A 22,222-nucleotide genomic window follows, 5' to 3' on the forward strand; every position below is an offset into this window, starting at 1 on the left:
ACTTAAAATTCATATTTTCTAATGAAATTATCAGTCTCTAAAACAAACTCCTTATCATAATGTGTTGTTAGAGTAATTTTAAGTCTATCTCTAGCTTTAAGCTTATCAACAAATCGCCTGCTAAGAGTAATAATAAAAGTATTATACACTGGTGTTGGAAAGATAACTTTTAAAAATTTCGGATTCTCATCAGGACGTCCCATCTGAAAATCTTTAATCATAGCAAATTCAGAATTAGGTTCATAAAGATGAAATATGGATACTTCTGCTTCTACGCCATCAAAAATAACCTTCTTAAAATTAACTGCCCGCGGCCCATCAACTATTTCAAACTTTAAATAATAAGATGGGTAACCCTTTAGCATTGCACTTTTATACCCCCCATCACTCATTCTCTTTATCTTTTCCCTAAAAGACCCTGCAAGGTCCTCTTCAGTAAAAACAATACGCCTTATGCTACCAAAGTTAAACTCTTTTGAATATTCCCTGTTACAATAAGAATCATCTCTACAAGATGATTCAAGCTTAACCCCAAGCAAAAATACACCTATTAAGCACAATAAACATAAACGGCAAATTACCTTAGTAGCATTAATAAACATATCTGCCTCCTTAAAGATAACAATTTTTAAGATAACAACTTTAAGATAACAATTTTTAAAGATAAACTTAAGATAAATAACTACTATGATGCTTCAAAACTATCTACTTGTTCTAGCAGATCAACAAATCTACTTAAATTTACTGCACTAACTTTAAAGTAATATTTCCTTAAAAGCCTATTCTCAGATTCAACGCAAGTAACACAAAACTTTAAGTCACCCTTAGCTTGCCTTATAAGTTTTCTCCACTCTGACGTGAATTTACCGAAATAAAATAGCCCTCTCTCCAAAACCCATTTTCCATCCCGATTGTTCATATCAATCACCCCCTCATCGGCAGACCTATCAATATGAACAATACTTCCCATTAAGTCAATTGTCTTTAACTTAATCTCACGATCACTCTTAAGCCCAAAATTTACATGCACATATCCAGTATAATTAGAATAATTCATTGAAAGAAAATTATCATCATTAGTTAAACCCAAGTAAATTTCGCCTGATCTATCGTTATTGCCTGCATAATGTGCTTTAAGCTCCTCAGACTCTTTTGCAAACAAATCACAAAATACAAATAAACTGACTATAAATAATAATTTCAAAAAAAGTTTTTCTCCTACCATAATTAAAGACTCTCCTAAAATTAAATTTTTCATCAAAAATATACATATGCCTCAAGTCTATACCTAAAGACGGTATTAATCAACCTTGCTTAAAACCTTTAAATATTAATCTAAATTTATGAAATTCCTACAATAATGCCTACAATAATGAATATTTAACTTTAAAAGCCATATTTTTTGATAAAATTATAAGTCTCTAAAACAAACTCCTTATCATAATGAGAAGTCAGAGTAATTTTAATTTTGTCTCTCTTTTTAAGTTTATCAATAAATCTCTTTTTAAGAACAATAGTAAAAGTATTATGCACTGGTATTGGAAAGATAAGGTTTAAAAATCTTTTATTAACATCAGGCTCTCCCATCTGAAAATCTTTAATCTCAGCAAGTTGCACACTAGGCTCATAAAGATCAAATATTGATACTTCTGCTTCTACACCATCAAAAACGACCCTTTTAAAATTAATTGCTCTCGGCTCACCAACTATTTCAAGCTCTAAATAATAAGATGGGTAACCCTCTTCAATTGCTTTTCTATACTCTTCATTATGCATTGTCTTTATCTCTTCCCTATAAGACTTTGAGAGATCCCCTCTCCTAAAAGAAATACGCCTTATGCTACCAGACTTAAATTCTTCAGAATATCGCTTACTACAAAAATATTTACTCTCACAAGATGATTCAAGCTCAGCCCCAAGCAAAAATACACCCAACACATAAAATTGAAAATACATTAATACTCTAGCAATCACTTGAGTAAACATATATGCCTCCTTAAAGATAACAACTTCAAATAACAATTTTAAGATAACCTTAAGATAAATGACTACGGTAATAATTCAAAACCATGCACCTGTTCTATTAGATCAATCAATTTACTCAAATTTGCTGCACTAACTTTAAAAGTATACTTCCTCTCAAGTTTACCCATCTCTTCAATACACTCAACATTAAATTTTAAGTCACCCTTGGCTTTTTTAATCAGTTCTCTCCACTCTGACTTACAACTATGAAAATTAAGATCAAAACCATTACCCCACCTTTTATCCCGATTAGACACCTTCATTAACCTATCCAAGGTAAAAATATCGTACATACAGACATCATTTTCATTTAATTTGATCCTCTTTAGGTAAATTTCACGATCACTTTTAAGATCAAGATATACCTTTACAGAACCACCCAAATAAGAATTATAACTAATTACAAGCATGCTACCATCATCATTAATCAAATCCAATGCAAAACCACCTGTACCACTTTTGTTGCTGAAATAAGATGCTGTAAACTGTTCGGATTCTTTAGCGAAAGTATTATAAAAACAAAATACAAGGAAACTGACTGTAAATAATAATTTTAAAAAGAATTTCTCTACTATCATAATTAAATACTCCCCTAAAAGATTAAATTTTCATCTATAATAACATTGATAATAACATAAATGAAAATAAATGAATATTCAAGTCCATGCCTAAATAGACATTAATCTTATATACCACTAACCATCAATCTAGATTCTAAATAGATCAATAGATCAAACTTCAAAAATTACTTGGAAAACAAAAAAATAAACTAATAAACTAATTAACTAATTAAATTAAACGGGCAAAAATAAATTTACCCTAAAGCTTATAAGCTCTAGGGTAAAACATACTAATATTTAACTAAATCTATCCCTTAACTTTGGAACTTAATGCACGAAAATCATCACTAAGATTAGAATTACCCTTAAACGCTGATTTCATCTGTCTAAATATCCAATCAAAAGAATCATCACTGTAATCATTACCATTTGCAAAAATATCTGCTAAGCTTTGGAAAAATAGACTTAAAGAAGTCCCACTATAGTATCTAGAACTAACTGAACTTTTAATTAAAGCGTCTACCGCAGCATCACTATTTAGATCACTAACAGAACTAATTCCAGCTTGACTTAAAATCTCCTTATCTTTACCCTGACTAATCCAATTCTGAATCTCTTGTGAACTTCTAGCATTTGATTTTATTAAATCAAATACTCCCTTCATAGCTCGTGCCAATTCTACTCTTCTAAAAGAAGAAGTAGTATCATTTCTTTTTAACCAATTAAAGAATTTCTCGCGCACAGTCTCATATTTTCTTTGTTCAGACTCTGATTTACCATTAACTTTAATAGCATCTTCAAGATACTTCTCTAAATACCCAAATAATTTTTTCTCTTCATCAGGAATAACTACAACCATACCACCACTGCCATAATATGACTTACACCTAACAGCCCCAGGACTAGAAGTCAAAGAAGAATAAAAAACTTTTTTTTGGGAAGTAGAAGATACAGGAACTCTTAAGTGTGCTCTAGTTTGACTAGTAGTAGTTCTATTTCTATTTCTTCGGCACTTTTGTTTTCTTGATTTTCTTTCTTCTTTTTTATCTGCTTTCTCTTCTGCTTTTCCTTCTGCCTTTTCTGCTGCCTTTTCGCTTGGCTCATTCTGCTTAACTTCTGTTGCTTGAACAGTTACAGCTTCTTGACTCTCAGCAGGCATACTAGCAACTTTTACGTCCCCACTACCAGCTAACTCACCAGGCTTAGCAACAACTACTCCACCAGCAGACACATCAACTCCATCTTTATCCTCAAGCTCATTAACAGCTCCTGGATAATAACCAGCAACACCCTCATAATCTACATAAACAACGTTGCCATCCTCATCAACATAAATATATTCATACTCATCTTCATCCTCAAGAGCATCTACAAGATAATCTGCTCCTTGCTTAGCAGCCATCAGACTACCTTTAAAAAGCTCTCCTATTCCTCTGCCCTGACCATCTCTATCAAGCAAGTCAGACAGATTACAACTAAATGCCAAAACACTTAAGAGCACAACAAAAATTTTTGAAAGTTTCAAACTTTTCCTCCTTATCAAATTCTAAATATCACCAATTTTTAAATATTAAATTAATAATATACATCAACAAATTTAGATTTAAAGTAATAATTCAAGTTATTATTAAAAATATCATAAGATAATAGACAGTATTAATGTACATACACGCATATACACTTAAATCTGAGTAAAATTAAATAAGGATTTACCCTAAAGCTTGTAAGCTCTAGGATAAATCCTTAAAACTACATTAATTACATTAATTTAGAGCTTCAGCTTCAGCTTGATTTTTAGCTTCAATTATGGATTTAAACTCTCCAAATCCCCCATCTTCACTAGAATTATCAGAAAATGCCGCTTTTAAAGCATTAAATATTTGCTCCTCAGGCTTATCACGACCACTATCATCATAAAAAGTATCTGCTAATGCTTGAAACAATAAACTAACAGCAAACCCACTATAATCTCTAGAGCTAAGGGTTTTCTTTATTAAAAAGTCTATCTCCACATCACTATTTAACTCATCATCTTTATCAACGTCAACAACAGTATCATCATCTCCAACAACACCTAAAACCCAAGCCTGAAGCTCTCTTGAGTTGGAACTCTTTTCTTTGATGAAATCATACACTCTCTGCATCCCTTGAACTAATTCTTTTCTCTTGGAAAAATCAATATCCTTTTCTTTCAACCATGCAAAGAATTTTTGACGTCCATTCTCTAATTTACTCTGCCTAGAAGCTTCATCACCATTAACCTTAATTGCACTTTGAAGATATTCTGCTAAACGCTCAATTGTTTGAGTCTCATTAGAACTTAAACTAACAGTCATACCGCTGTTTACACTTGAAACACCAGAACCCATACCAGCAAACACATCTCCCATGCTGCGGGTAGCATCCATCACAAAATTCCCTACATCTTGAAGAGAATCAAGAACAACCCCTGCTCCTTGCATAGCGGCTGTAACAAAAGTCCCTGCTCCCCTACTAGCGGCCTTAATTCCATCCTTAACTTTATTATTAGTCCCATTCTCAAGTCCATGCTCAATTACATTAGCAATCCCATCAGCAACACCATTTACAATTTTATTTACTGTACCCAAAACAGCAAACTTAACATTTTGTGCTGCAATATTTTCTATTCCTTTTCCTGCTTCTTTTTGTGTCTTTGTTTGTGTTCCTTTTTGTGAATTTTTTTGTGTTTCTTTTTCTGTTCCTTTTTGTGTTCCTGAAACAACAGCAATCGCATCTTTAATAGCAGTAATTCCTCTCTCTGCTCCAGACACTATTGCCTGACTTGCAGCAGTAGCAACTTCACTAGTAATAATAGTATTAGTTGTATTAGTTAAATCTCCACTAGCAATAACTCCTTCTGTTTCATGGCTAGTAGAAATATCACCCTCAACTTTAACATTTAAATTAGGAGCTTTAATATCTAAATTAGAAGTACCCACACTCTTACTATCAGCTAAAACATTTTTCCCATCAACAGATTCTGCTTCTTGACTACCAGATGAATTTCCATCAGAAACAGCAGTTCCTGCTCCAGAACCACCAATTGAAACTCCACCAGCAGCTATAACTCCTTGAAGATTACTCTTATCCCCTTTTTGTGAAGCACTACCGGTTCCTTCTTGAGAAGCATCACCAGCTCCTTCTTGGGGAGCACTACCAATTCCTTCTTGGGAAGCAGCGCCTTCTTGAGGAGAATCCCCTGATCTTGGGGAAGCACCATCAGCTCCTTCTTCTTGAGGAGAATCCCCTGGTTTTTGGGAAGCATTTTGCTTAGATTCAGCATCAACCCCCTCACCACTAGCAGCAGTATCTTTCTTTATTTCTTGACCACCAGATTTGCCCTTTTGGTCACCAATAACTCCATTCCCAACAGCACCACCAATTATACCTCTTTGGCCAATATTATCTAGATTTTGAAGCTCAAAAGCAATAGAATTTCTTATATCTTGAACAGATCCACGCTCATCAATCCCCCAGTTACTCTCACTTGTAGTATGGTAGAATTTGCAACTCAAGATAAATGCACTTAAAAACATAATAACAATACCAAGATTTCTCATATCCATCCTCCTATACAAATTCCATAAGTATTAGAATAACAATTTACAGCAATAAACTTAAATTTAAAGTAATTTTTTGAATTTTTATTTAAAAAAAATACCCTTAAAACCTTACTCATTACTAGCATAGACCTTGGGAATTATTGAAAATGAAAGAAAAAAATATACCCCAAAGTTAACGTAAATTTGGGGTATATCAATTAACAACATTAATGTACAAAAAACTGCTAAATCTTATAGACTTAAATACACATGAATGTACACATTAAATGTACTTTTCTATTTTAAATTTACTTATTAACATCACTTGTTCTACCATTACCTGAACAATGCTGCCTCTGTACCCTCTACTATACTTAAGAAAGTGCCCTTTAAAAAAGAGCACTTTTTGCTTCATAGTTAATCTAAATAACTCCTACACTTTAAATCCCATGATATGATGTAGAAGAAACACCAAAGAATGAACTAAATAAACCTTTTATTCCACTCCAACCAGATGAAGAGCGTGGCTTAGCAGCAGCTTTTGGTTTAGCAGCAGATGGGGCTTTAGCTGGTGTTGAAGAAACAGTACCTTTTGATGTTTGGGTAACAGTCTTAGTGCTTTCTGATTTCTCAGAAACCTCTGGGGTCTTTACTTTTGGCTCAACAACTTCTGCAGTCCCAACACTTTCATTTTCAACACTCAAACCAGCAGGAGATGTTAATCCAGTACCAGCACTAACAACTTCTATTCCTTGACTACCAGCTTCCTCTGCTTTTGGAGCAGCAACTTCTTCTGCAGCAACTTTTCCTTGCTCAGAAACAACTTCCTCTTTTTGCTCACCAGAACTTTCCTCTTTCTGAGCTTCCTTTTCCTCTTCAGCTTCCTTAGCTGCCCCTTGCTCTTCCTCAGAAGCTTCTACGCCTTGATTACCATCAGCAGCTTCTGCGCCTTGAACAGCATCAGCAACAGCTTCTAACACCTTAACACCAACATCACCAACGCCTTCAAGAATAGATGCAAGCCCAGAAACAATTAAATCTTCTGCCCCTGGCTCAGAAGACACTTGCTTTGAAGACACTTGCTTTGAAGACACTTGCTTTGAAGACACTTGCTTTGAAGACATAAGCTTATCTCGCAAATCTCCCAACTGAGCATCTGCCATTAAACCTTCATAAAGGTCACAACTAAACATAAATACACTGAAAAATATAAAAATAATATGTAACTTTTTCATAATATTCTCTTATTTCCCCTCCTAATTATAAATTCTTATTCATAATCGACCTTTAAAACTCAAATTATGAACAAAAAAAATATACAACAATAAATTTTAAATTCAAATAAAATTTCAAATTCAAATAAAATTTCAAAGTTTTTTTTAAAAAAATACCCTAAAAATCTTTATCATTACTGACATAAACCTTGAAAACTATTGGAAATAAAAGCAAGTAAACAAACTTAAATTAAATAAACAAAAAATACCCTAAAGTTCTCACAAACTCTAGGGTTTATCAATTAAGACATTAACTTACAAAGTAAACTCAAGATATTCTAAATTTTTAAAACACACATTAAACGTATTTTCCTCTCCAGGATTTGCATATCTATCAACTCAATACACTTCTGTACCTGCATTTCTAGATCAATATCCCTGGTTTAGCACACCTCCTGCTTCGTAGATCAAAAGCAATAACTTCCCTACTACCATTCTCCCATAGAAGAGAACCATGACCATGACCATGACCAGCCAGAATTTCTTCTTTGATTATTCTTAGTTGAAGGTTTTGGAGCAGCAGACTTAACATTCTTTTTTGGAGCAGCATTAACAGTTTTACCCTTGCTACCACTTTCTGTTACTTTAGCAACCTTTGGGGATGATGTTTCTGGAGCCTTTACTTCTGGAACAACATTTGGGGTTGCCTCTACTTGGCTAGAAGTCTCACTTTCAGTCTTAACAGCTACAGAATCAGTACTACCAGTTTCAACTTTCAAATCAGTAGTAATTTCTGATCCAGTACCAGCACCAGCAACTTCTACTCTTTGACTATCAACTACTTCTTCAACAACTTCCTCAGCTTTCTTTTCTTCCTGAGCTTGCTCTTGCTCTTCAACTTGCTCAGCTTCATCTTCCTCAGAAGCTTCTGCGCCTTGAACAGCATCAGCAACAGCTTCTAACACCTTAACACCAACATCGCCAACGCCTTCAAGAATAGATGCAAGCCCAGAAACAATTAAATCTTCTGCCCCTGGCTCAGAAGACACTTGCTTTGAAGACACTTGCTTTGAAGACATAAGCTTATCTCGCAAATCTCCCAACTGAGCATCTGCCATTAAACCTTCATAAAGGTCACAACTAAACATAAATACACTGAAAAATATAAAAATAATATGTAACTTTTTCATAATATTCTCTTATTTCCCCTCCTAATTATAAATTCTTATTCATAATCGACCTTTAAAACTCAAATTATGAACAAAAAAAATATACAACAATAAATTTTAAATTCAAATAAAATTTCAAAATTTTTATTATAAAAATAAGGCGTATATACAACGATAAATTAAATAAATTTTAAATTTTAATGTAAAATATCAAAATACCTTTCTTCGGACAAGAAATTAACAGTCTCAATACTATATTCAACATCATCATGAGAGACTAAAGTAATTTTAAATCCTACTTGCTCGCGCAAAGCTCTAAATAGGGCTTCATTAAGTGTAATAGTCAAATCATTAACTACTTTAACTGAATACTCTTTTAAATACTTCCGATCCAAATCATTAGTACCAACAATTTGAAAATATGGCACATCTGATGAGTTAAACTCTGGTTTAGTTATTTTATAATTATAAAGCCTAGCATCAACTCCATCAAAAATTACATTTTTAAACTTCATTAAGCGGCCTTTATCAACTATTTCCAAACGTAGAGTAAAAGATGGATGAGAAGCAACAAGCTCTTCTCTCTCGGAATCCTTTAAAGCCTTAAAATCTTCAGATTCGACACTAACATACAACGCTTTAAAGAAAATACTCTTTATACCGCTTGAATCAAATTCTTTAAAATAAGTACTCCGCCTTATCATATTAATATGCGGAGTTGAACTATAACGCTCTTTCGAGAATAAGTTACTTAATACCTTATCCTTCAAGTATATAACAAAAAAGAATATGAAAAATATAGAAAAACATATAAGCAAAAAAATATATATCTTCAATGCAAGTGCCCTAATCTTATTCATATATTTATCCACCAAACATATTTACTAAAAAAATTAAGCAAAAACTTCAAATAGCTTTAAATTTATCAACAAGGTCAAAAAATTTCTGCGCACCATTTACACTGAAGCTAAAAGAAATATTTCTCTTAACACCACTCTTGCGCTCAACACACTCAACATCAAATTTAAGACCTTCATTTTTTGCAAATTCTACAAGTTTTAAATATTCATTAAGCTCAGGCTTTAGGTAAATCCAAAATCCTGTAAGTCCAATTGCATCATCAAAAGGCAAAATATACTGCTCATCAGCAAGTTCCAACTGTCGGCTATCAGACGACCGTAAATATTTATGCTCCACTTCAATACCATTAAAGGAAACCTTTAAAAGATTAAGAGGCTTATTAGCTGAAATATTAAAATCCAAAACAAGGTAATCATTATTGTAATCATCATTATCCTCATTAACCCTATCAGGATAACTCATATGAATCGAACCTACATCATTTCTTAAAATCATCTTAGTGCTAAGATTCCCATGATTAACATCATGCAAAACCTCAATCTCTTCTGAGGATGAACGTGAACAGCTAAAAATTAAAAATGTTGATATTAAAATAACATTTAACAACATAATTCTTAAGCCTTATTATAAAATATTATTCAAACTTTTACAATATTTATACTTACAAATAACAACAAAATAACAAATCTTAAGAACCAAATTACTTGTAATGACAAATACATGTTAATATACATTATGTATATGATACTTAATCAAGATGATAAAGTTCTAAACTTATGCGATAATAGAAATCCATGTAAGAATATAATAAATTTAATAAATAATTATCCCTAAGTTACTTAAGGATAAACTTAAGGAAAAACAGCATGGAGCAATTCATGGATAAGTTTAAGGAGAAATATTTTATGGATATGAAGATTTTATTATTAGTACCCACTGCAATATTTTGCATGCAATGCAATAATAAAGGAGCTCAAAATTTAAATTACAATCAAGATGAAAGCAAACGACGCACCATTAAACGTAATAATTACCTAAGTAAATTCAATCACACAAAACCTAAGGGATTTGAATCTCCCTCTAACACTTTAAAACAAAATACGCAAGAACCATATGTAATGCTAGAAGGCACCAAAAAAATTTCATTAATTATTACAACAAAATATGCAACATGGATTAAAAACAAAGCTATAAGTATTAAAGGGCTGGACGGAAAGATTATGAGTACTCTTGAAAATAAGCTTAAATATTCTTATTCAATATCCCCTGTTAAACTGAACGGCTATTTTAACACCAAAATTATGCCTATTGTATTATTCGAGACCACTAAAAATGGTGGTGAGGATCTTGAAGTTATAAGCTTCAATTTAACAGATACACCTCACTTAGATTTCAATACAAGAAGATATCCAGGAATTGAGGGAATATATAAACCAGCAACAACAGAACCCTCAGGAGAATCTGGATATTTTCATGCAAACCCATTTTGGATACCATATAACAATAAAGAAGTAATACCAGCACTTACACAAGCTCAATACATAAAAGCCAAAATCAAGGTTAAGTATAAGGCAAGCAATACCATTAAGGAGTATCATATATTACTTGATACCAGCTATCTGGTTAAGTTAATACAAGACATATTAAACCGACACCCTGATATTACAAAGACTGCGCCTAATTTTAAACTTTGATGTTAAAATTAGTGTTAATTAATATTAAAAACATAAAAATAAAGATTCTACACCATAGCTTTATAGACTATAGTGTAGGATCTTGTATCATAACAACGCTAGCTTAGCATTAAGCAAAGCTGCCACTTAATTACTTATGTATAATTAAACAATTCAAGTGCTTTTGCAACAATATCTTAAAAATAACATATATCCTAATAATCTACCACCCAACCATCAAAATTAAATCAAAATTAAAATAAATACAGATAACAAATAAAAACAGCTAAACAAAATATGTATTTAAATTGGTGCAGTTTAAGCATTAAGTTTGCTTAAACTGCCAATATTATAACTCAAGCCACCACCTTCTTTAGTACTTAGGTTTTTTGTTCACAATATGTGAAAGAAGGAAACAGCAACAAAGCTAAAATAGCTAAATAAATCCACATCCCCCAACACTTTAATCAAGCATGTATTGCTTGCCTTATTTATTGTTAATAATAAACATACACCAATATCTAAATAAATCAAGTTTTTTAAATAAAATAATTAATTATAACTTCCAAAACCGATTCTTTTTAAATAAAATGTCCAATTAATGCACCTTCACAGAATGTGAACTGCGGCTGCTATGGCCTTGAAGTAGCTATAATTTTATGGCAAATACCACTCCAAACCCCTTCAACGTCTCTTCATAATACTTCCTCTTTACTTGTATCTTACTTAAAAAACTTAAGAAAAGTATAAAAATTTAGAACACCTTTCACAAATTGCATACGAAACACTATTAAACCTTTAATTAAAAAAATTCTTTATTAATACCCTTTATTAACATGTAACACTCTTGTACTTCTCAAGTAAAAATGATAGTATAACTATAAAACAAATTATCTTATCGTGTTAAATAATACGGTAAAAAGGAGAATGTTTAATGAAAAAAATTATTTTAGGTGCTATCGTAGCATTATTTGCTTTATTAAGCTGTGGTCAAGACTCCAAAGTAGATCCAACAAAGCTTGGAACAGGAGAAGGCAATGCCTACATCAAAGTTATTAAAGACCCCGCAAAACTAACGGTAGTTGCCAGAAATTTTGAGGACATTAAGGCTATTATACCTCCAGCAACAGCAGGTAAAGTTTATCAAGACGCCAAGTTAGATGCTGCATTTACAGCTACTGGTGCTGATCTAGATAAATTCTCAAAAGCATTAGCTGCTAAACAAGCACTTGAAGCTGCTAAAAAAAATGCAGGTGCCAATGTTGCTGAGATTGACAAAGAATTTATAGCAGTAATTAAAGCTATAGGATTTACAGATGGCGATGCAGCACAAGTCGGTAGTTACAATCATGTTCTTAAAAAATTTACAGATGCTCTAGAAGGATAAACCCTTTTAGGAATTGTAAGTTATTTTAAACTTTGCAATCGACAAAACTGTCGTCATACAGACTTCAGACAGATTAATAAAAATGCACTTCTTAAAGAGTGCATTTTGTTTTATATCTTTATCATTTCAACTTAAAATTAGTAATATCTTAAAAGAAAATTAGTAATACCTTAAAGCTAAGTACAAAAAAGTGTAAACTTAAATCTTTGCCTGGCACACATATTCTTAAACTACTATTTGCATCATAAAATAGCATCCGTATTCTCATCAAGGAAATCTCTTAACTGATTTACAGTCATCAAATTCCTTAGCATATCAACATAACCTAAAGAGATCTTAACAATTTCAAGCTTCTGCATCATAATTGAAGCATTTTGACTAAAATTCAGCTCACCCTCACTCCTAAATATTATTTTAGAAGTTGAACTATCATACTTAACTTCCCCTGGTAATAATAATCTATCATGGTTTTCAGATTTAACAGGAAAATTTAGTTTTACTGCATATGCGGTCTTATCACTAATATCAATAACTTTATCTTTTTGCTCTAAAGCTTGCTCCACAATACTTAAATGATCAAAATTCATCTCTACATTAATCTCTTCACCAGCCTCAGTTCTAAATCCTAAAAGCACCATCAATAAATGCCTGGGTTTAAATCCTCTTTTTTTCATCTCATGTAAAATTTCAGGAAAATAATCCGTTCCTAAGATCTTCTTAACAGGTTTTGTCACTAAAAGACTTATACTCCTTAACTTTGCATCTAGTACCTTTTCCACAACTTGATTACGCTGACTACCAGACTCTATCTGTCCATCTTTAACATCATAAGATAGATTTGCTCTAATAAAACTTAAATTTATATCCAAATTATTAAAAGGACTTGCCAATTTTGCCTTATCAAATGTAACAGATGGAAGTTTAAATTGTTCAATTATACCTTTTGGCACTTTATTTTTCTGGTTGGAAAAAATATCATCATTTACTTTTGATAAAGTTATATTATTCAATGTTATATCATCAAATTCATCCTTAAAAACATCTGCCTTCTCTTCCTTAACATTTTGTAAATATGGATTTTTACTTTCCCACATACCTTCCAAACTTGGAAAGTAATCCTGACTATAAACAAATAATGGAATAAATAATACAACTGCCAAGACAACAATAATTACTCTAACCATTAAACTCCTCCCCTCATATAATAAACAACACAATAATTATTGTGATAAGTATCACATACAAACACATACGATATACTAAGCCATGTACACCACAGCACATTTTAAACCATCAATAATAAATTTCAAGTATTTATAAAATAAATTTCAAGTATTTATAAGTAATCTCATTATAGTAATACCCACTTACTTTAAGTCATACTTTTCCAAAGTAAATGGATATTACTAAATTCCTAAAAAAATTAAGGTAATTATAAATTATTTCTAAATTAAGGTTAATTTAATCACAAATAAAAATTATACTTTTTTAATAAAGGGCAATATTTTTAAATTAGGGAAAATTATGAAAAAAATAAAGCTTACAATCATAATATTTTTATTAACTAATTTTGTAGCAGACAATAATAAAACCTTAAACAAATCGGAGCTTAAACTTGAACAACTCTCTGAAAATGCAAGTTTAGAAAAAATATATTATGAAATCAATAAGGATCAAGATCAAGAACAAGCCAAACAATTTATCAAAACAATTGCAAAACAAGTAAAAGAAAAAGTCGAAAAACTTGCGCAAGAAGAACAAGAGAGAATTGTTCAACACTCAAAAAAACAAATTATTGCACTTGATAATCAAAGACGAATATTTATTAAAGAATCCTTTAGCAAAGGCATAAAACAAAACCAGACCTTAGCTATAGATAAGCAAAATATTGCACAAGAAATTCAACAGTTTGCGGAACAATACATAGAAGAACTAAACAAAGATGAATATTTAATCAAAATCTTTAACCTTAGTACCAGTAATAATGCAAGCACCAACACAATAATAAACTTGCTATTTCCCATAAGTTTAGTGTCGCACCTAATAAACAACAGAAATAACAAAGATAAATTAAAATCTGTTAAAAATTATTTAAAGCATTTTTGGAGGAAACATATTGCACATAACATATAGCACATAAATAAAAAATATAAATAAAAAATCAAACAGTTCAAAAATAAATGCTCAATTTCACACAATTTTTAAAAAATATGTGTATATTTCTAAAAATTGAACTATATTTTTAAAAAAGTCATGTTTATAATGATTCTTCCATTATAATAGACTTGAAGAATTACGTAAGCTGCAGTTTTAAGGCTGTGGCTTTGAATTTAAACTTCTACTTAATAATCTATGCAAGTTAAATATATCTGCTCGTAGCAAAATGCTTATGTTTATCTTTATATTCAAGACTTAAGAGTAAATAACAAGCACTCAAAGCATCAAGAGCGTCATCTTTGCCTTTAAAAGCACCACTATAGCTATAAATATCATTAATAACCTTTTTATCCATAATCTTTAAAAACTCTATCTTACGGGCATTAAATAAGGGTATTAGAGTACATATTCGCACAAACTTATTGCTTAAAGGTTTAACCGCTGATATTTTAAAATAATGATTCATGCTTTGCCGGAGAGATATCATAATTTTTGTTAAAAATCCATGTCCATCGGTATTATCTCGATCCTCAACATAAAGTGTATTGATATTAAAGTTCTCTGCAAGCACACAAATTGCATTAAGAATCGAATTATCACTTATAGGTTTTCTATCCTGATAAATATATGCATAATACTTATCTCCCACCCTCTCAAGCACACAAATTGCGGTATTGTCCATACCAACAGAAAACGCAGGATCAACATACATAATTGGACTTTTAAATGTATAATCACAATTAAGAATAACCTCATTAAAGCACGCATCAGTACTAGCAGTCCACTCTCCTAAGAGTACTCGGGCCTTATAAGCAGATAAATTATTGTAAATCATCTCTTGTGTTTCAATAAAATCTTTCAAGTTTAAAGGATTATCATAAATACTAAAATTATATGTCCTATATATATCTTTTTTATCAATATAATCACTCTTAAAGTAATGTGCAGGATTATCAGGATTGGTATCAAAAATAATAATGGCTGGTTTTTGTCTAAGTCTTTTCATTATTTCAAGCAAAGTCTCTTTATGCATTAAGGTCGCCTCATTGACATACACCAAAGCAGAATTACTACCCCTAATCCTAAAGAAAGCATCACTATTCTTACCACCATAAATATTAAGTGTCAAGCCCGCAATGGTGCATGAAACACTGCGAGAAATCTTTAAAACATACTCTACATTTAAAAGATTACATATCTTCTCTATCTGTTTAAGTGTATTGGTAAGCAATGCACCAATGGAACTTCCCACAATAAAATTGTTAGTATCTTTGTGGTAATAATCTTTATTTTGAATCAAAAACTTAATAAGTAAATATGATGCTAAGAATGTCTTACCACTAGATATTCCACCATTAAAGATTATTTTAGAGCAAAAATTATTATTTAAATCCAAGAGTACTTCCCTCTGTTTAAGGGTTAAATACTTCTCTTCAAACGATTTAAAATCAATTTCCTTTAATTTTTTTTGTAAAAATGTGGCAATATCAATATTAAATTTTTGTTTAAATCTTTTCTGCAATTTAATTGCAACTGATAAATCATTTAACTCCAAGATTACCCCAACTTTAAGCCCTTAAACTTAAAAATTTCTTTAAGTTTAATCAAACACTCATAATCTTCCCTCATATCATTTAAAATGAGTTTTTTAGATATGAAATTCTTCTTATAAATCTTGTGCTTTAAATCAAATCTAAGTTTCTTACATAAACTCTCATCATCACTATTACTTATTTCCTTTTCTAAATTTAAAATTTCACTATTAACATCAATTAACTTTTTAAAATCAGACCTAAAAATAAGTTCTTTGTATTTAAAATGAGAATTTATGTAAGAATTTGCAATTTTATAAAATGACTTATAAAAGCTATCACGTTCCTCTTCAAGCCTATAAGCCTCACAAGTTGCATCTCTAGCAAGCTCACCCAAATCAACATCACTAGAAGACCTAGACGTAGTATCAGTGCTACCCAGATTACTTGCAAGCTCGCCTAAAATATTAAGTTTGACTTTTAAAACAGTAGATTCACTAACATCCAAAATATTTGCAATATCAGCTGTACTTAAATTTGATTTAAATAGAATATTATATTTTGCTTCCCTATTTTTAAATGCCATTTAAATAAATTGTAAACGAGTTTTTACAAAAAAACAAGATTTAATCATTTCAAAATCACTTCAAATTCAATAAAAGCCTAAAATATTAACGCAAAAACTTGACTGCCTGGCAAATCTATTACATATAAAAAAACAAATACACATAAAATAGATATTGGACGTAATCCAATATCTACAAAAAGGAGAAAAGTATTATTAAAAATAAATTCAAGTTAAGCATCACCTTCAAATTAATAAATAATATAATATTAATTGTAATTTTAACATAAAACATAGATTAAATTAAATTAACTAGCAATAAAAAATAATAAAACTTATCAATCCTACAAGGATTGCCCCTAAAATCTATTACTTAAGAAGTGTCATACAAAAATGTAATACCAAAATATTACTAGAGTAATGTCAATCCAAACTTTCATAAAGTATAAAGAAATAAAATTGATTTTAAATTTATGCTATTTTTAAAAACATAAAGTTTTGCTTTGCACTAAAACCCAAAATCAACAAAATATTCCAAATTCCTATTTTTATACTCTTAGGACCAGGGGCTTATTGCCCCAATAAAGAGAATTTATGAAAAAATATTATTACTTACTGCTCAAAAACTAAAGGGTTTATTAGGAACTCTGGCCTCAAAGTCCCTAATAAACCCTTTAAGGTAACAGGTCCTTATATTAAGAGTGACACATTGCATGTCAATCTGTACTAACTATAATATATAACAATTTCAAACATTTTGCAAATATTTTTCAAAGTTTTTTTGAAATTTTTTTTTAAAAAAACAAAAAAAATACCAAAAACATTTAAAAAAATTGATTACTCTAACGTTTCTTTGTTCATTTTAAATTCCACTTACCTACAAAAAAACCAAAAACCAAAACATTTTTACATAAATGCTTGAAAATTAAACAAAAATATTAAAGCTTTTACTCTCTCCATGTTAGGTTTATTTCTAAGATCTTTGGCCTATCTACATTATGAGCTTATTTTCAAAAAATTCTTAGAAATAAATCCAACATCACAAATCTATTATCCTATTTTTTCCCCCTCTTTGAAGACTCGAATTGACTTTTTATTTTTGCTAAAAATTCCTTTTCCTCTGAGAAAATTTTCTCTAAAAGAAAGCTTGTAAGTTTAGAATTTTGCTTATAAAATGCATATGCATCGGAACATTTAAGCTGAAATCTCAAAGGCTTTAACGGATTTTGTTTCGACTTCTTTATATGAACACCTTCTTTATTCCTTAATAAAAACATGGTCCCATTAATCCCATTGTTAATGACGTACTTCTCCTCCACAATCCCTTCCTCAATAGCAGTAGCTATCTTTAAATACTTATAAGTCTGAGTCCTTGCAAGCCGATAATCTTTAGCAAAATCGTCAAAACTAGCATAATTGTCAAGCTTGTAATATTCATTATCCTTAATCTCTTTTAATACCTTCATTGCCTCAATTTTACAAAAGATTTCTTTTTGAAAATTAATTTTTAATCTCTCCTTAAGCTTATTATAGTGAATAGATATCTGTTCTTCAGGTGAAAGTTCCTTGGCTAAATTCCTCTTATTAACCTCTATTCCCATTTCTAACCCTCCTTTACCTTTTACGTACACTAAGTGTACGTAAATTATTATTTAAGCTTAAGCCATAATGCCTATCTTACTCATTAAAGTTAAAAGCGTACTTTGATACTCCCTTATATAATCTTTACTTAAATCAAAAACATCGTTCCTAGCTATTTTTCTATTTAAATCTTCCCTTTCAGATATTGTACCTAAAAAATTGTCATTTTCCTTTAAAATATTTAATAATTCTTTATGCGTATTATTCTTTTTAAACTTAGTATTAAGTAAATAAATAGGAGCCTTTATAGATAACTTTTCTATGAAAAAATTAAATAAATCTAAACTCTCAACTGCCCATTTCTCTGCCGTAATTGGCACAATGATGTAACTGCTACATACTAAAGCATTAGTTAAAGTAAAATCTAAGCTAGGATTAGTATCAAGTATTATGTAATCATACTCAAACCCCAATAACTTTAATTGTTCCTTTAACCTAAATTCTTTATAAGGAATAGACTCTGAATTAAATTTGTGCAAAGTTAAATAACTTGGTATTAAATCTAAATTACTATTAATGTTTACAACAGAACTATCAATATGCAGATTTGATATTAAAACTTCATATATATTCCGATTAAATAAATCTATTCCCTGTTCCTTTATGATATTAAAATAATAACTGGTGGTTGATGCTTGTGTGTCAATATCTATAATTAATACCTTAAAAGATTGCGATAAAAGCGTCGCAAATATTAGACTCGTGGTGCTCTTACCTACCCCACCCTTAATTGATGCCACTGTAATTACTTTTGTCTCTTTTGTATCCATTTTGGAATAATACCCCCTTCCGGTAATTTTTTCCCATAAAATGCATAAAGTTCCCTCTCTAATTCTAGGAGTATGCTCAGTAAAGTCTGATAGTAGGAACTTCCAACCTTATCTTTTTTTAATAAATTATGCAGGCCACTTAAATAACAAAAAACCCCGCCCTTCTTAAATCTAAATTCTATGTACTCACACTTCCTTAAAGTATAAGTCTCCCTCTTATTAAAATTTTTTACTAAAAATGCCTTGTCTAATTTCTTAATCCCATAATAAATACCCAAAAAATCATCATTATCTCTTATTGAAAATAAATGAAACATGCTTATATCTTCTATGTTGAAAATCCCTCTAAGCGATATGAAAAACTTAGTTGGCTCATTCTTACTTATTCCAAATGTGTAAAAGTCGTTAAATATCTTAGTATGATATATTTTGCGTTTATTAATCTCTTCTACTTTAGAGAAAATATTACTCTTTCCCTTCCTTTGGTTCTTGGGATCTATTTCTTTTTTCTTCTGCTTCAATAATTCTAGTAAAGCCACCATCCTTCCTTTTCCTTGGTATAATTAATAATTTATTACTTTATAATCTTAAGCAATTCGTAATAGTATGTATTATCAACCACTTTGCTATACTTTAATTCATCCTTAGTATTAATGAATTTCTTTAAGGCAGGTACCAATATGCTAATATCTACTCTGTGCCTTAACTGTTCTAATAATATACTAAAAATATTGTTTTTTATATCATCTCCTCCGCTTTCTTGTTTTCGGTAAGTCTTGATGTTGCTTTTTATTTTCCTTATTAGACGATCTAGGTCTTCATATTTGTCTTGTTCTATTATGAAATGAGGCTTCTCTTTATAAGCTTCATATATTCTACTAAACTCCTCTCTTAATGCCTCTTCATCATAATTTTGCTCCTTAAGTTCTAATTCCCTTTGACTTAAAACTTCCTTAAGTTTCTTTACTTTAAGTGCCTGTTTGCTGCTCTTAGACTGAACAGTTCCATTTAAGTATCCCTTCTGCTTTAAAAAGCCCTCAATGCATCCTACTTGCCCACTTTTAAGCTGGTCCTTAATTAAAGCTAGATCTTCAGCTGAGAGTGATTTTATGTACTTCTCATGCCTTTTTATTTCCTTTATAAGTTCTATCTTTAATGTCCTGTCTATTTCTAGATCTAATAAAATGAAGGGTAGATCAGTCTTGAAGTGGCATTTGCTTATGTATTTGACTAATATCTCTTCTTCTTTTTTATTATTATTAATACTATTAATACACTCCCATTTTGGACTCCCATTTTCTTTTTCGTAAATCCTTACCCTTTCTTGAAACTTGTTTGTCTTCTCTTCCTTAAGATGCTTGAAATGTGAGTTTATCTTGGCATGACATTCCTTCTTTGAATATTGTAGCGTATAATAAATTTCACTGCCGCATTGCTTGCCTAGGTGTTTGCAATAGTTGAGTGTGAGTTTAAACTTTTTCTCAAGTGCGTATAAATAATTCTGTAGTGTTTTGATCTTGACTATCTTTTGATTGTTCCTCTTTAAGTTGCCATTGAAAAAATATAAAATGTTCTTTTGTGTGTATCGCTTTAGTTTGAAATTCATGAAATTAAGTGTTGATATAAGTACAATTAAGTTGTATTGATATCTATTGGTTTTGCCCTTTATACTTTTGATTTCCATTGTTTACTCCTAATATAAGTATTTATAAGTCTTAAGTTAATTAATAATACAATTTATCTTAAAAGTAAATACTTGTTTTAGCAAATATGAAAATAAATTAAATTTATTTTTTATAAGGTTAAATATTGATTTATTTTTTTATTGTGTTTGTTTTCTCTGAAAAGTGCTTTACAAACTTATGTTTTTGCTATATCATAAAAGTAAACACTTGTATTAAGAGAAAATAAGTACTAGTAATTTTTATTTAAAATTAATTGGAAATGGACGAGCCTTGTTAAAGGGCAAGTCGTGTTAATTCTTTTAAATCTTTAATGTTTTTTTCAATATTCTTTGTTTTGTTAAAATTTGCCTTGAAATATGGTTTTATTTGAAGGTATTAAAATAAAAAGTCCCTATTTGGGACTTTTTTATGAAAGAGTAAATGGTGATGTTTTTTAAATTTACTTTTTTAATTTACTATATTTTTTGTATACAGAAATAGCTATTGGTTTTGTATTATTTATGTAATGTTTTAGGTGTCCTATATTGTCTTTAACTGCCTCTAGTGTGTGCTCTTCTCTTAGAACATTGGAATCTAGTAGTGTAAAGGTTGGAAAGCTTGAATCTTTGAATTTTTGCTTAGTTCTAACTAAAAATGTTTCTAGATACAATGCATAACTTGCAAGCTTTGCTTCATATATGCTTAAGTTCTTAAGTGTAGGCTCAATAGGGGCCTCAGGTTCTTCTGGTAGTGAAGCTATGGAAGTACAATTTAGTATGATGAATTGCAATAGAGTAATTAGACCTAGAGTTAATTTTGTCTTCATCTTTTCCCCCCCTTTTTGCCCCTTACTTCTAATTCTTCTTTGAGTAATTTGGTTTTGGTTTCCATGAGGGTATTGCGTTCAAGGCGTAATTCTTCAATTAATGCAGGATCAGCATCAGCGTTAATTGCGTTAATAAGATTATGAATTTTGTTAAGTATGGTTTCAAGTTCAATGACTATTTGTTTGCATTCTTTAACTTCCATTTTTTGCATTGAAGTCAAGTAAAGAGTATTCATGTATTTGTAAATATCAATGGCTTTTTTTATTCCTATTTCAAAAATTTCATCGTCAGAGGTGTCACTGTACCCAAAAAATTCCATTAAGTTTTGAAGAAAGATTATTCCCAAGTTGGTATTGTTTTTGTTTAACATAATTTATTCCTTAAATTTTATTTTTTGTTTCCTTTGTCAAGTAAACGTTTAATTATTTGAATTACATCAATTATTACAGGTTTCAAGAGTAATGCTAGGGGGATTAATGTAAGTAATGCAATGCCCCCAATGATTATAAGTTTTGTCTCGGCAATATTTGATAGGAAGTTAAATAGCGTATTCATATTGTCCTCCATTTTAAATGTATATTAGATGTGTTATTTTGTATTTGAGAGATAAACTG

Annotated in this window: 24 protein-coding genes; 3 read left to right on the top strand and 21 right to left on the bottom strand. The window is 30.5% G+C overall.

Going from position 1 to position 22,222, the window contains the following annotated elements; genetic code table 11:
* Nucleotides 1–2: 2 nt before the first annotated feature.
* The 11 genes from bhYOR_RS05950 to bhYOR_RS05995 all read right to left on the bottom strand — a co-directional run bounded on the left by bhYOR_RS05950 (nt 3) and on the right by bhYOR_RS05995 (nt 10,001).
* Nucleotides 3–602: a hypothetical protein gene (locus bhYOR_RS05950; protein ID WP_025434238.1), complete on the bottom strand. Its 600-nt coding sequence runs from the start codon at nt 600–602 to the stop codon at nt 3–5.
* A gap of 83 nt (nt 603–685) precedes the next feature.
* Complete coding sequence (locus tag bhYOR_RS05955; protein ID WP_247088477.1) at nt 686–1,204, bottom strand: hypothetical protein; 519 nt, start codon at nt 1,202–1,204, stop codon at nt 686–688.
* Between the two features lie 182 nt (nt 1,205–1,386).
* Nucleotides 1,387–1,986 carry a hypothetical protein gene (locus bhYOR_RS05960; RefSeq protein WP_025400336.1) on the bottom strand — a complete coding sequence of 200 codons (600 nt, stop codon included), beginning with the start codon at nt 1,984–1,986 and terminating at the stop codon, nt 1,387–1,389.
* 62 nt (nt 1,987–2,048) lie between these two features.
* The gene (locus tag bhYOR_RS05965) at nt 2,049–2,603 is read right to left on the bottom strand and encodes a hypothetical protein (RefSeq protein WP_025400337.1); all 555 of its coding nucleotides are present in this window, start codon (nt 2,601–2,603) and stop codon (nt 2,049–2,051) included.
* A 289-nt stretch (nt 2,604–2,892) separates the two neighbouring features.
* Nucleotides 2,893–4,110, bottom strand: coding sequence for a hypothetical protein (locus bhYOR_RS05970; RefSeq protein ID WP_025434240.1), 1,218 nt, complete (start codon nt 4,108–4,110; stop codon nt 2,893–2,895).
* 238 nt (nt 4,111–4,348) lie between these two features.
* Nucleotides 4,349–6,166, bottom strand: coding sequence for an Mlp family lipoprotein (locus bhYOR_RS05975; protein WP_025434241.1), 1,818 nt, complete (start codon nt 6,164–6,166; stop codon nt 4,349–4,351).
* A gap of 265 nt (nt 6,167–6,431) precedes the next feature.
* Nucleotides 6,432–6,563 (bottom strand): hypothetical protein, encoded by a 132-nt coding sequence (locus bhYOR_RS08155; RefSeq protein ID WP_281506149.1) that lies wholly within the window; start codon nt 6,561–6,563, stop codon nt 6,432–6,434.
* A 25-nt stretch (nt 6,564–6,588) separates the two neighbouring features.
* A complete protein-coding gene (locus bhYOR_RS05980) occupies nt 6,589–7,383 on the bottom strand; it encodes a hypothetical protein (protein ID WP_025434242.1) in 795 nt (264 codons plus the stop codon).
* A gap of 467 nt (nt 7,384–7,850) precedes the next feature.
* Nucleotides 7,851–8,552, bottom strand: a complete 702-nt coding sequence (locus bhYOR_RS05985; protein WP_025434243.1) for a hypothetical protein — start codon at nt 8,550–8,552, stop codon at nt 7,851–7,853.
* A gap of 176 nt (nt 8,553–8,728) precedes the next feature.
* Nucleotides 8,729–9,391 carry a hypothetical protein gene (locus tag bhYOR_RS05990; RefSeq protein WP_025400340.1) on the bottom strand — a complete coding sequence of 221 codons (663 nt, stop codon included), beginning with the start codon at nt 9,389–9,391 and terminating at the stop codon, nt 8,729–8,731.
* Nucleotides 9,392–9,437: 46 nt separating this feature from the next.
* The gene (locus tag bhYOR_RS05995) at nt 9,438–10,001 is read right to left on the bottom strand and encodes a hypothetical protein (RefSeq protein WP_040126267.1); all 564 of its coding nucleotides are present in this window, start codon (nt 9,999–10,001) and stop codon (nt 9,438–9,440) included.
* Nucleotides 10,002–10,270: 269 nt separating this feature from the next.
* Here bhYOR_RS05995 and bhYOR_RS06000 point away from each other — a divergent pair, with 269 nt between their 5' ends.
* Nucleotides 10,271–11,086, top strand: coding sequence for a BB0158 famile outer surface lipoprotein (locus bhYOR_RS06000; protein ID WP_051480155.1), 816 nt, complete (start codon nt 10,271–10,273; stop codon nt 11,084–11,086).
* 913 nt (nt 11,087–11,999) lie between these two features.
* Nucleotides 12,000–12,452, top strand: a complete 453-nt coding sequence (locus tag bhYOR_RS06005) for a hypothetical protein (protein WP_025434245.1) — start codon at nt 12,000–12,002, stop codon at nt 12,450–12,452.
* Nucleotides 12,453–12,694: 242 nt separating this feature from the next.
* Here bhYOR_RS06005 and bhYOR_RS06010 read toward each other — a convergent pair whose 3' ends face one another.
* Complete coding sequence (locus bhYOR_RS06010; protein ID WP_025400343.1) at nt 12,695–13,636, bottom strand: hypothetical protein; 942 nt, start codon at nt 13,634–13,636, stop codon at nt 12,695–12,697.
* Between the two features lie 340 nt (nt 13,637–13,976).
* Here bhYOR_RS06010 and bhYOR_RS06015 point away from each other — a divergent pair, with 340 nt between their 5' ends.
* Nucleotides 13,977–14,585, top strand: coding sequence for a hypothetical protein (locus tag bhYOR_RS06015; protein WP_025400344.1), 609 nt, complete (start codon nt 13,977–13,979; stop codon nt 14,583–14,585).
* A 226-nt stretch (nt 14,586–14,811) separates the two neighbouring features.
* Here bhYOR_RS06015 and bhYOR_RS06020 read toward each other — a convergent pair whose 3' ends face one another.
* From bhYOR_RS06020 to bhYOR_RS06060, 9 genes are all read right to left on the bottom strand, one after another.
* Nucleotides 14,812–16,164 carry a PBSX family phage terminase large subunit gene (locus bhYOR_RS06020; protein ID WP_025434246.1) on the bottom strand — a complete coding sequence of 451 codons (1,353 nt, stop codon included), beginning with the start codon at nt 16,162–16,164 and terminating at the stop codon, nt 14,812–14,814.
* 2 nt (nt 16,165–16,166) lie between these two features.
* Nucleotides 16,167–16,727, bottom strand: a complete 561-nt coding sequence (locus bhYOR_RS06025; protein WP_025400346.1) for a hypothetical protein — start codon at nt 16,725–16,727, stop codon at nt 16,167–16,169.
* Nucleotides 16,728–17,761: 1,034 nt separating this feature from the next.
* Nucleotides 17,762–18,307: a chromosome replication/partitioning protein gene (locus tag bhYOR_RS06030; RefSeq protein WP_025434247.1), complete on the bottom strand. Its 546-nt coding sequence runs from the start codon at nt 18,305–18,307 to the stop codon at nt 17,762–17,764.
* Between the two features lie 57 nt (nt 18,308–18,364).
* A complete protein-coding gene (locus bhYOR_RS06035; protein WP_025400348.1) occupies nt 18,365–19,117 on the bottom strand; it encodes a ParA family protein in 753 nt (250 codons plus the stop codon).
* Nucleotides 19,093–19,659, bottom strand: a complete 567-nt coding sequence (locus bhYOR_RS06040) for a DUF226 domain-containing protein (protein ID WP_025400349.1) — start codon at nt 19,657–19,659, stop codon at nt 19,093–19,095. Before bhYOR_RS06040 ends, bhYOR_RS06035 begins: the two co-directional genes overlap by 25 nt.
* Nucleotides 19,660–19,691: 32 nt before the next feature.
* Entirely contained in the window at nt 19,692–20,801 is a 1,110-nt protein-coding gene (locus tag bhYOR_RS06045) for a plasmid maintenance protein (protein ID WP_025434248.1), read from the bottom strand.
* 440 nt (nt 20,802–21,241) lie between these two features.
* Nucleotides 21,242–21,607, bottom strand: coding sequence for a BBA14 family lipoprotein (locus bhYOR_RS06050; RefSeq protein ID WP_025400351.1), 366 nt, complete (start codon nt 21,605–21,607; stop codon nt 21,242–21,244).
* The gene (locus bhYOR_RS06055) at nt 21,604–21,978 is read right to left on the bottom strand and encodes a BlyB family putative holin accessory protein (RefSeq protein WP_025400352.1); all 375 of its coding nucleotides are present in this window, start codon (nt 21,976–21,978) and stop codon (nt 21,604–21,606) included. Before bhYOR_RS06055 ends, bhYOR_RS06050 begins: the two co-directional genes overlap by 4 nt.
* 17 nt (nt 21,979–21,995) lie before the next feature.
* Nucleotides 21,996–22,163, bottom strand: a complete 168-nt coding sequence (locus bhYOR_RS06060) for a BlyA family holin (protein ID WP_080684304.1) — start codon at nt 22,161–22,163, stop codon at nt 21,996–21,998.
* Nucleotides 22,164–22,222 lie beyond the last annotated feature (59 nt).

It is taken from the genome of Borrelia nietonii YOR (assembly GCF_023035795.1).
GTDB classification, from domain to species: domain Bacteria; phylum Spirochaetota; class Spirochaetia; order Borreliales; family Borreliaceae; genus Borrelia; species Borrelia hermsii.

Coding starts and splice junctions, on each gene's coding strand:
- bhYOR_RS05950 (WP_025434238.1), bottom strand. CDS start 602: ATGTTTATTAATGCTACTAAGGTAATTTGCCGTTTATGTTTATTGTGC.
- bhYOR_RS05960 (WP_025400336.1), bottom strand. CDS start 1,986: ATGTTTACTCAAGTGATTGCTAGAGTATTAATGTATTTTCAATTTTAT.
- bhYOR_RS05965 (WP_025400337.1), bottom strand. CDS start 2,603: ATGATAGTAGAGAAATTCTTTTTAAAATTATTATTTACAGTCAGTTTC.
- bhYOR_RS05975 (WP_025434241.1), bottom strand. CDS start 6,166: ATGAGAAATCTTGGTATTGTTATTATGTTTTTAAGTGCATTTATCTTG.
- bhYOR_RS08155 (WP_281506149.1), bottom strand. CDS start 6,563: ATGAAGCAAAAAGTGCTCTTTTTTAAAGGGCACTTTCTTAAGTATAGT.
- bhYOR_RS05980 (WP_025434242.1), bottom strand. CDS start 7,383: ATGAAAAAGTTACATATTATTTTTATATTTTTCAGTGTATTTATGTTT.
- bhYOR_RS05985 (WP_025434243.1), bottom strand. CDS start 8,552: ATGAAAAAGTTACATATTATTTTTATATTTTTCAGTGTATTTATGTTT.
- bhYOR_RS05990 (WP_025400340.1), bottom strand. CDS start 9,391: ATGAATAAGATTAGGGCACTTGCATTGAAGATATATATTTTTTTGCTT.
- bhYOR_RS05995 (WP_040126267.1), bottom strand. CDS start 10,001: ATGTTGTTAAATGTTATTTTAATATCAACATTTTTAATTTTTAGCTGT.
- bhYOR_RS06000 (WP_051480155.1), top strand. CDS start 10,271: ATGGATAAGTTTAAGGAGAAATATTTTATGGATATGAAGATTTTATTA.
- bhYOR_RS06005 (WP_025434245.1), top strand. CDS start 12,000: ATGAAAAAAATTATTTTAGGTGCTATCGTAGCATTATTTGCTTTATTA.
- bhYOR_RS06010 (WP_025400343.1), bottom strand. CDS start 13,636: ATGGTTAGAGTAATTATTGTTGTCTTGGCAGTTGTATTATTTATTCCA.
- bhYOR_RS06015 (WP_025400344.1), top strand. CDS start 13,977: ATGAAAAAAATAAAGCTTACAATCATAATATTTTTATTAACTAATTTT.
- bhYOR_RS06025 (WP_025400346.1), bottom strand. CDS start 16,727: ATGGCATTTAAAAATAGGGAAGCAAAATATAATATTCTATTTAAATCA.
- bhYOR_RS06030 (WP_025434247.1), bottom strand. CDS start 18,307: ATGGGAATAGAGGTTAATAAGAGGAATTTAGCCAAGGAACTTTCACCT.
- bhYOR_RS06035 (WP_025400348.1), bottom strand. CDS start 19,117: ATGGATACAAAAGAGACAAAAGTAATTACAGTGGCATCAATTAAGGGT.
- bhYOR_RS06040 (WP_025400349.1), bottom strand. CDS start 19,659: ATGGTGGCTTTACTAGAATTATTGAAGCAGAAGAAAAAAGAAATAGAT.
- bhYOR_RS06045 (WP_025434248.1), bottom strand. CDS start 20,801: ATGGAAATCAAAAGTATAAAGGGCAAAACCAATAGATATCAATACAAC.
- bhYOR_RS06050 (WP_025400351.1), bottom strand. CDS start 21,607: ATGAAGACAAAATTAACTCTAGGTCTAATTACTCTATTGCAATTCATC.
- bhYOR_RS06055 (WP_025400352.1), bottom strand. CDS start 21,978: ATGTTAAACAAAAACAATACCAACTTGGGAATAATCTTTCTTCAAAAC.
- bhYOR_RS06060 (WP_080684304.1), bottom strand. CDS start 22,163: ATGAATACGCTATTTAACTTCCTATCAAATATTGCCGAGACAAAACTT.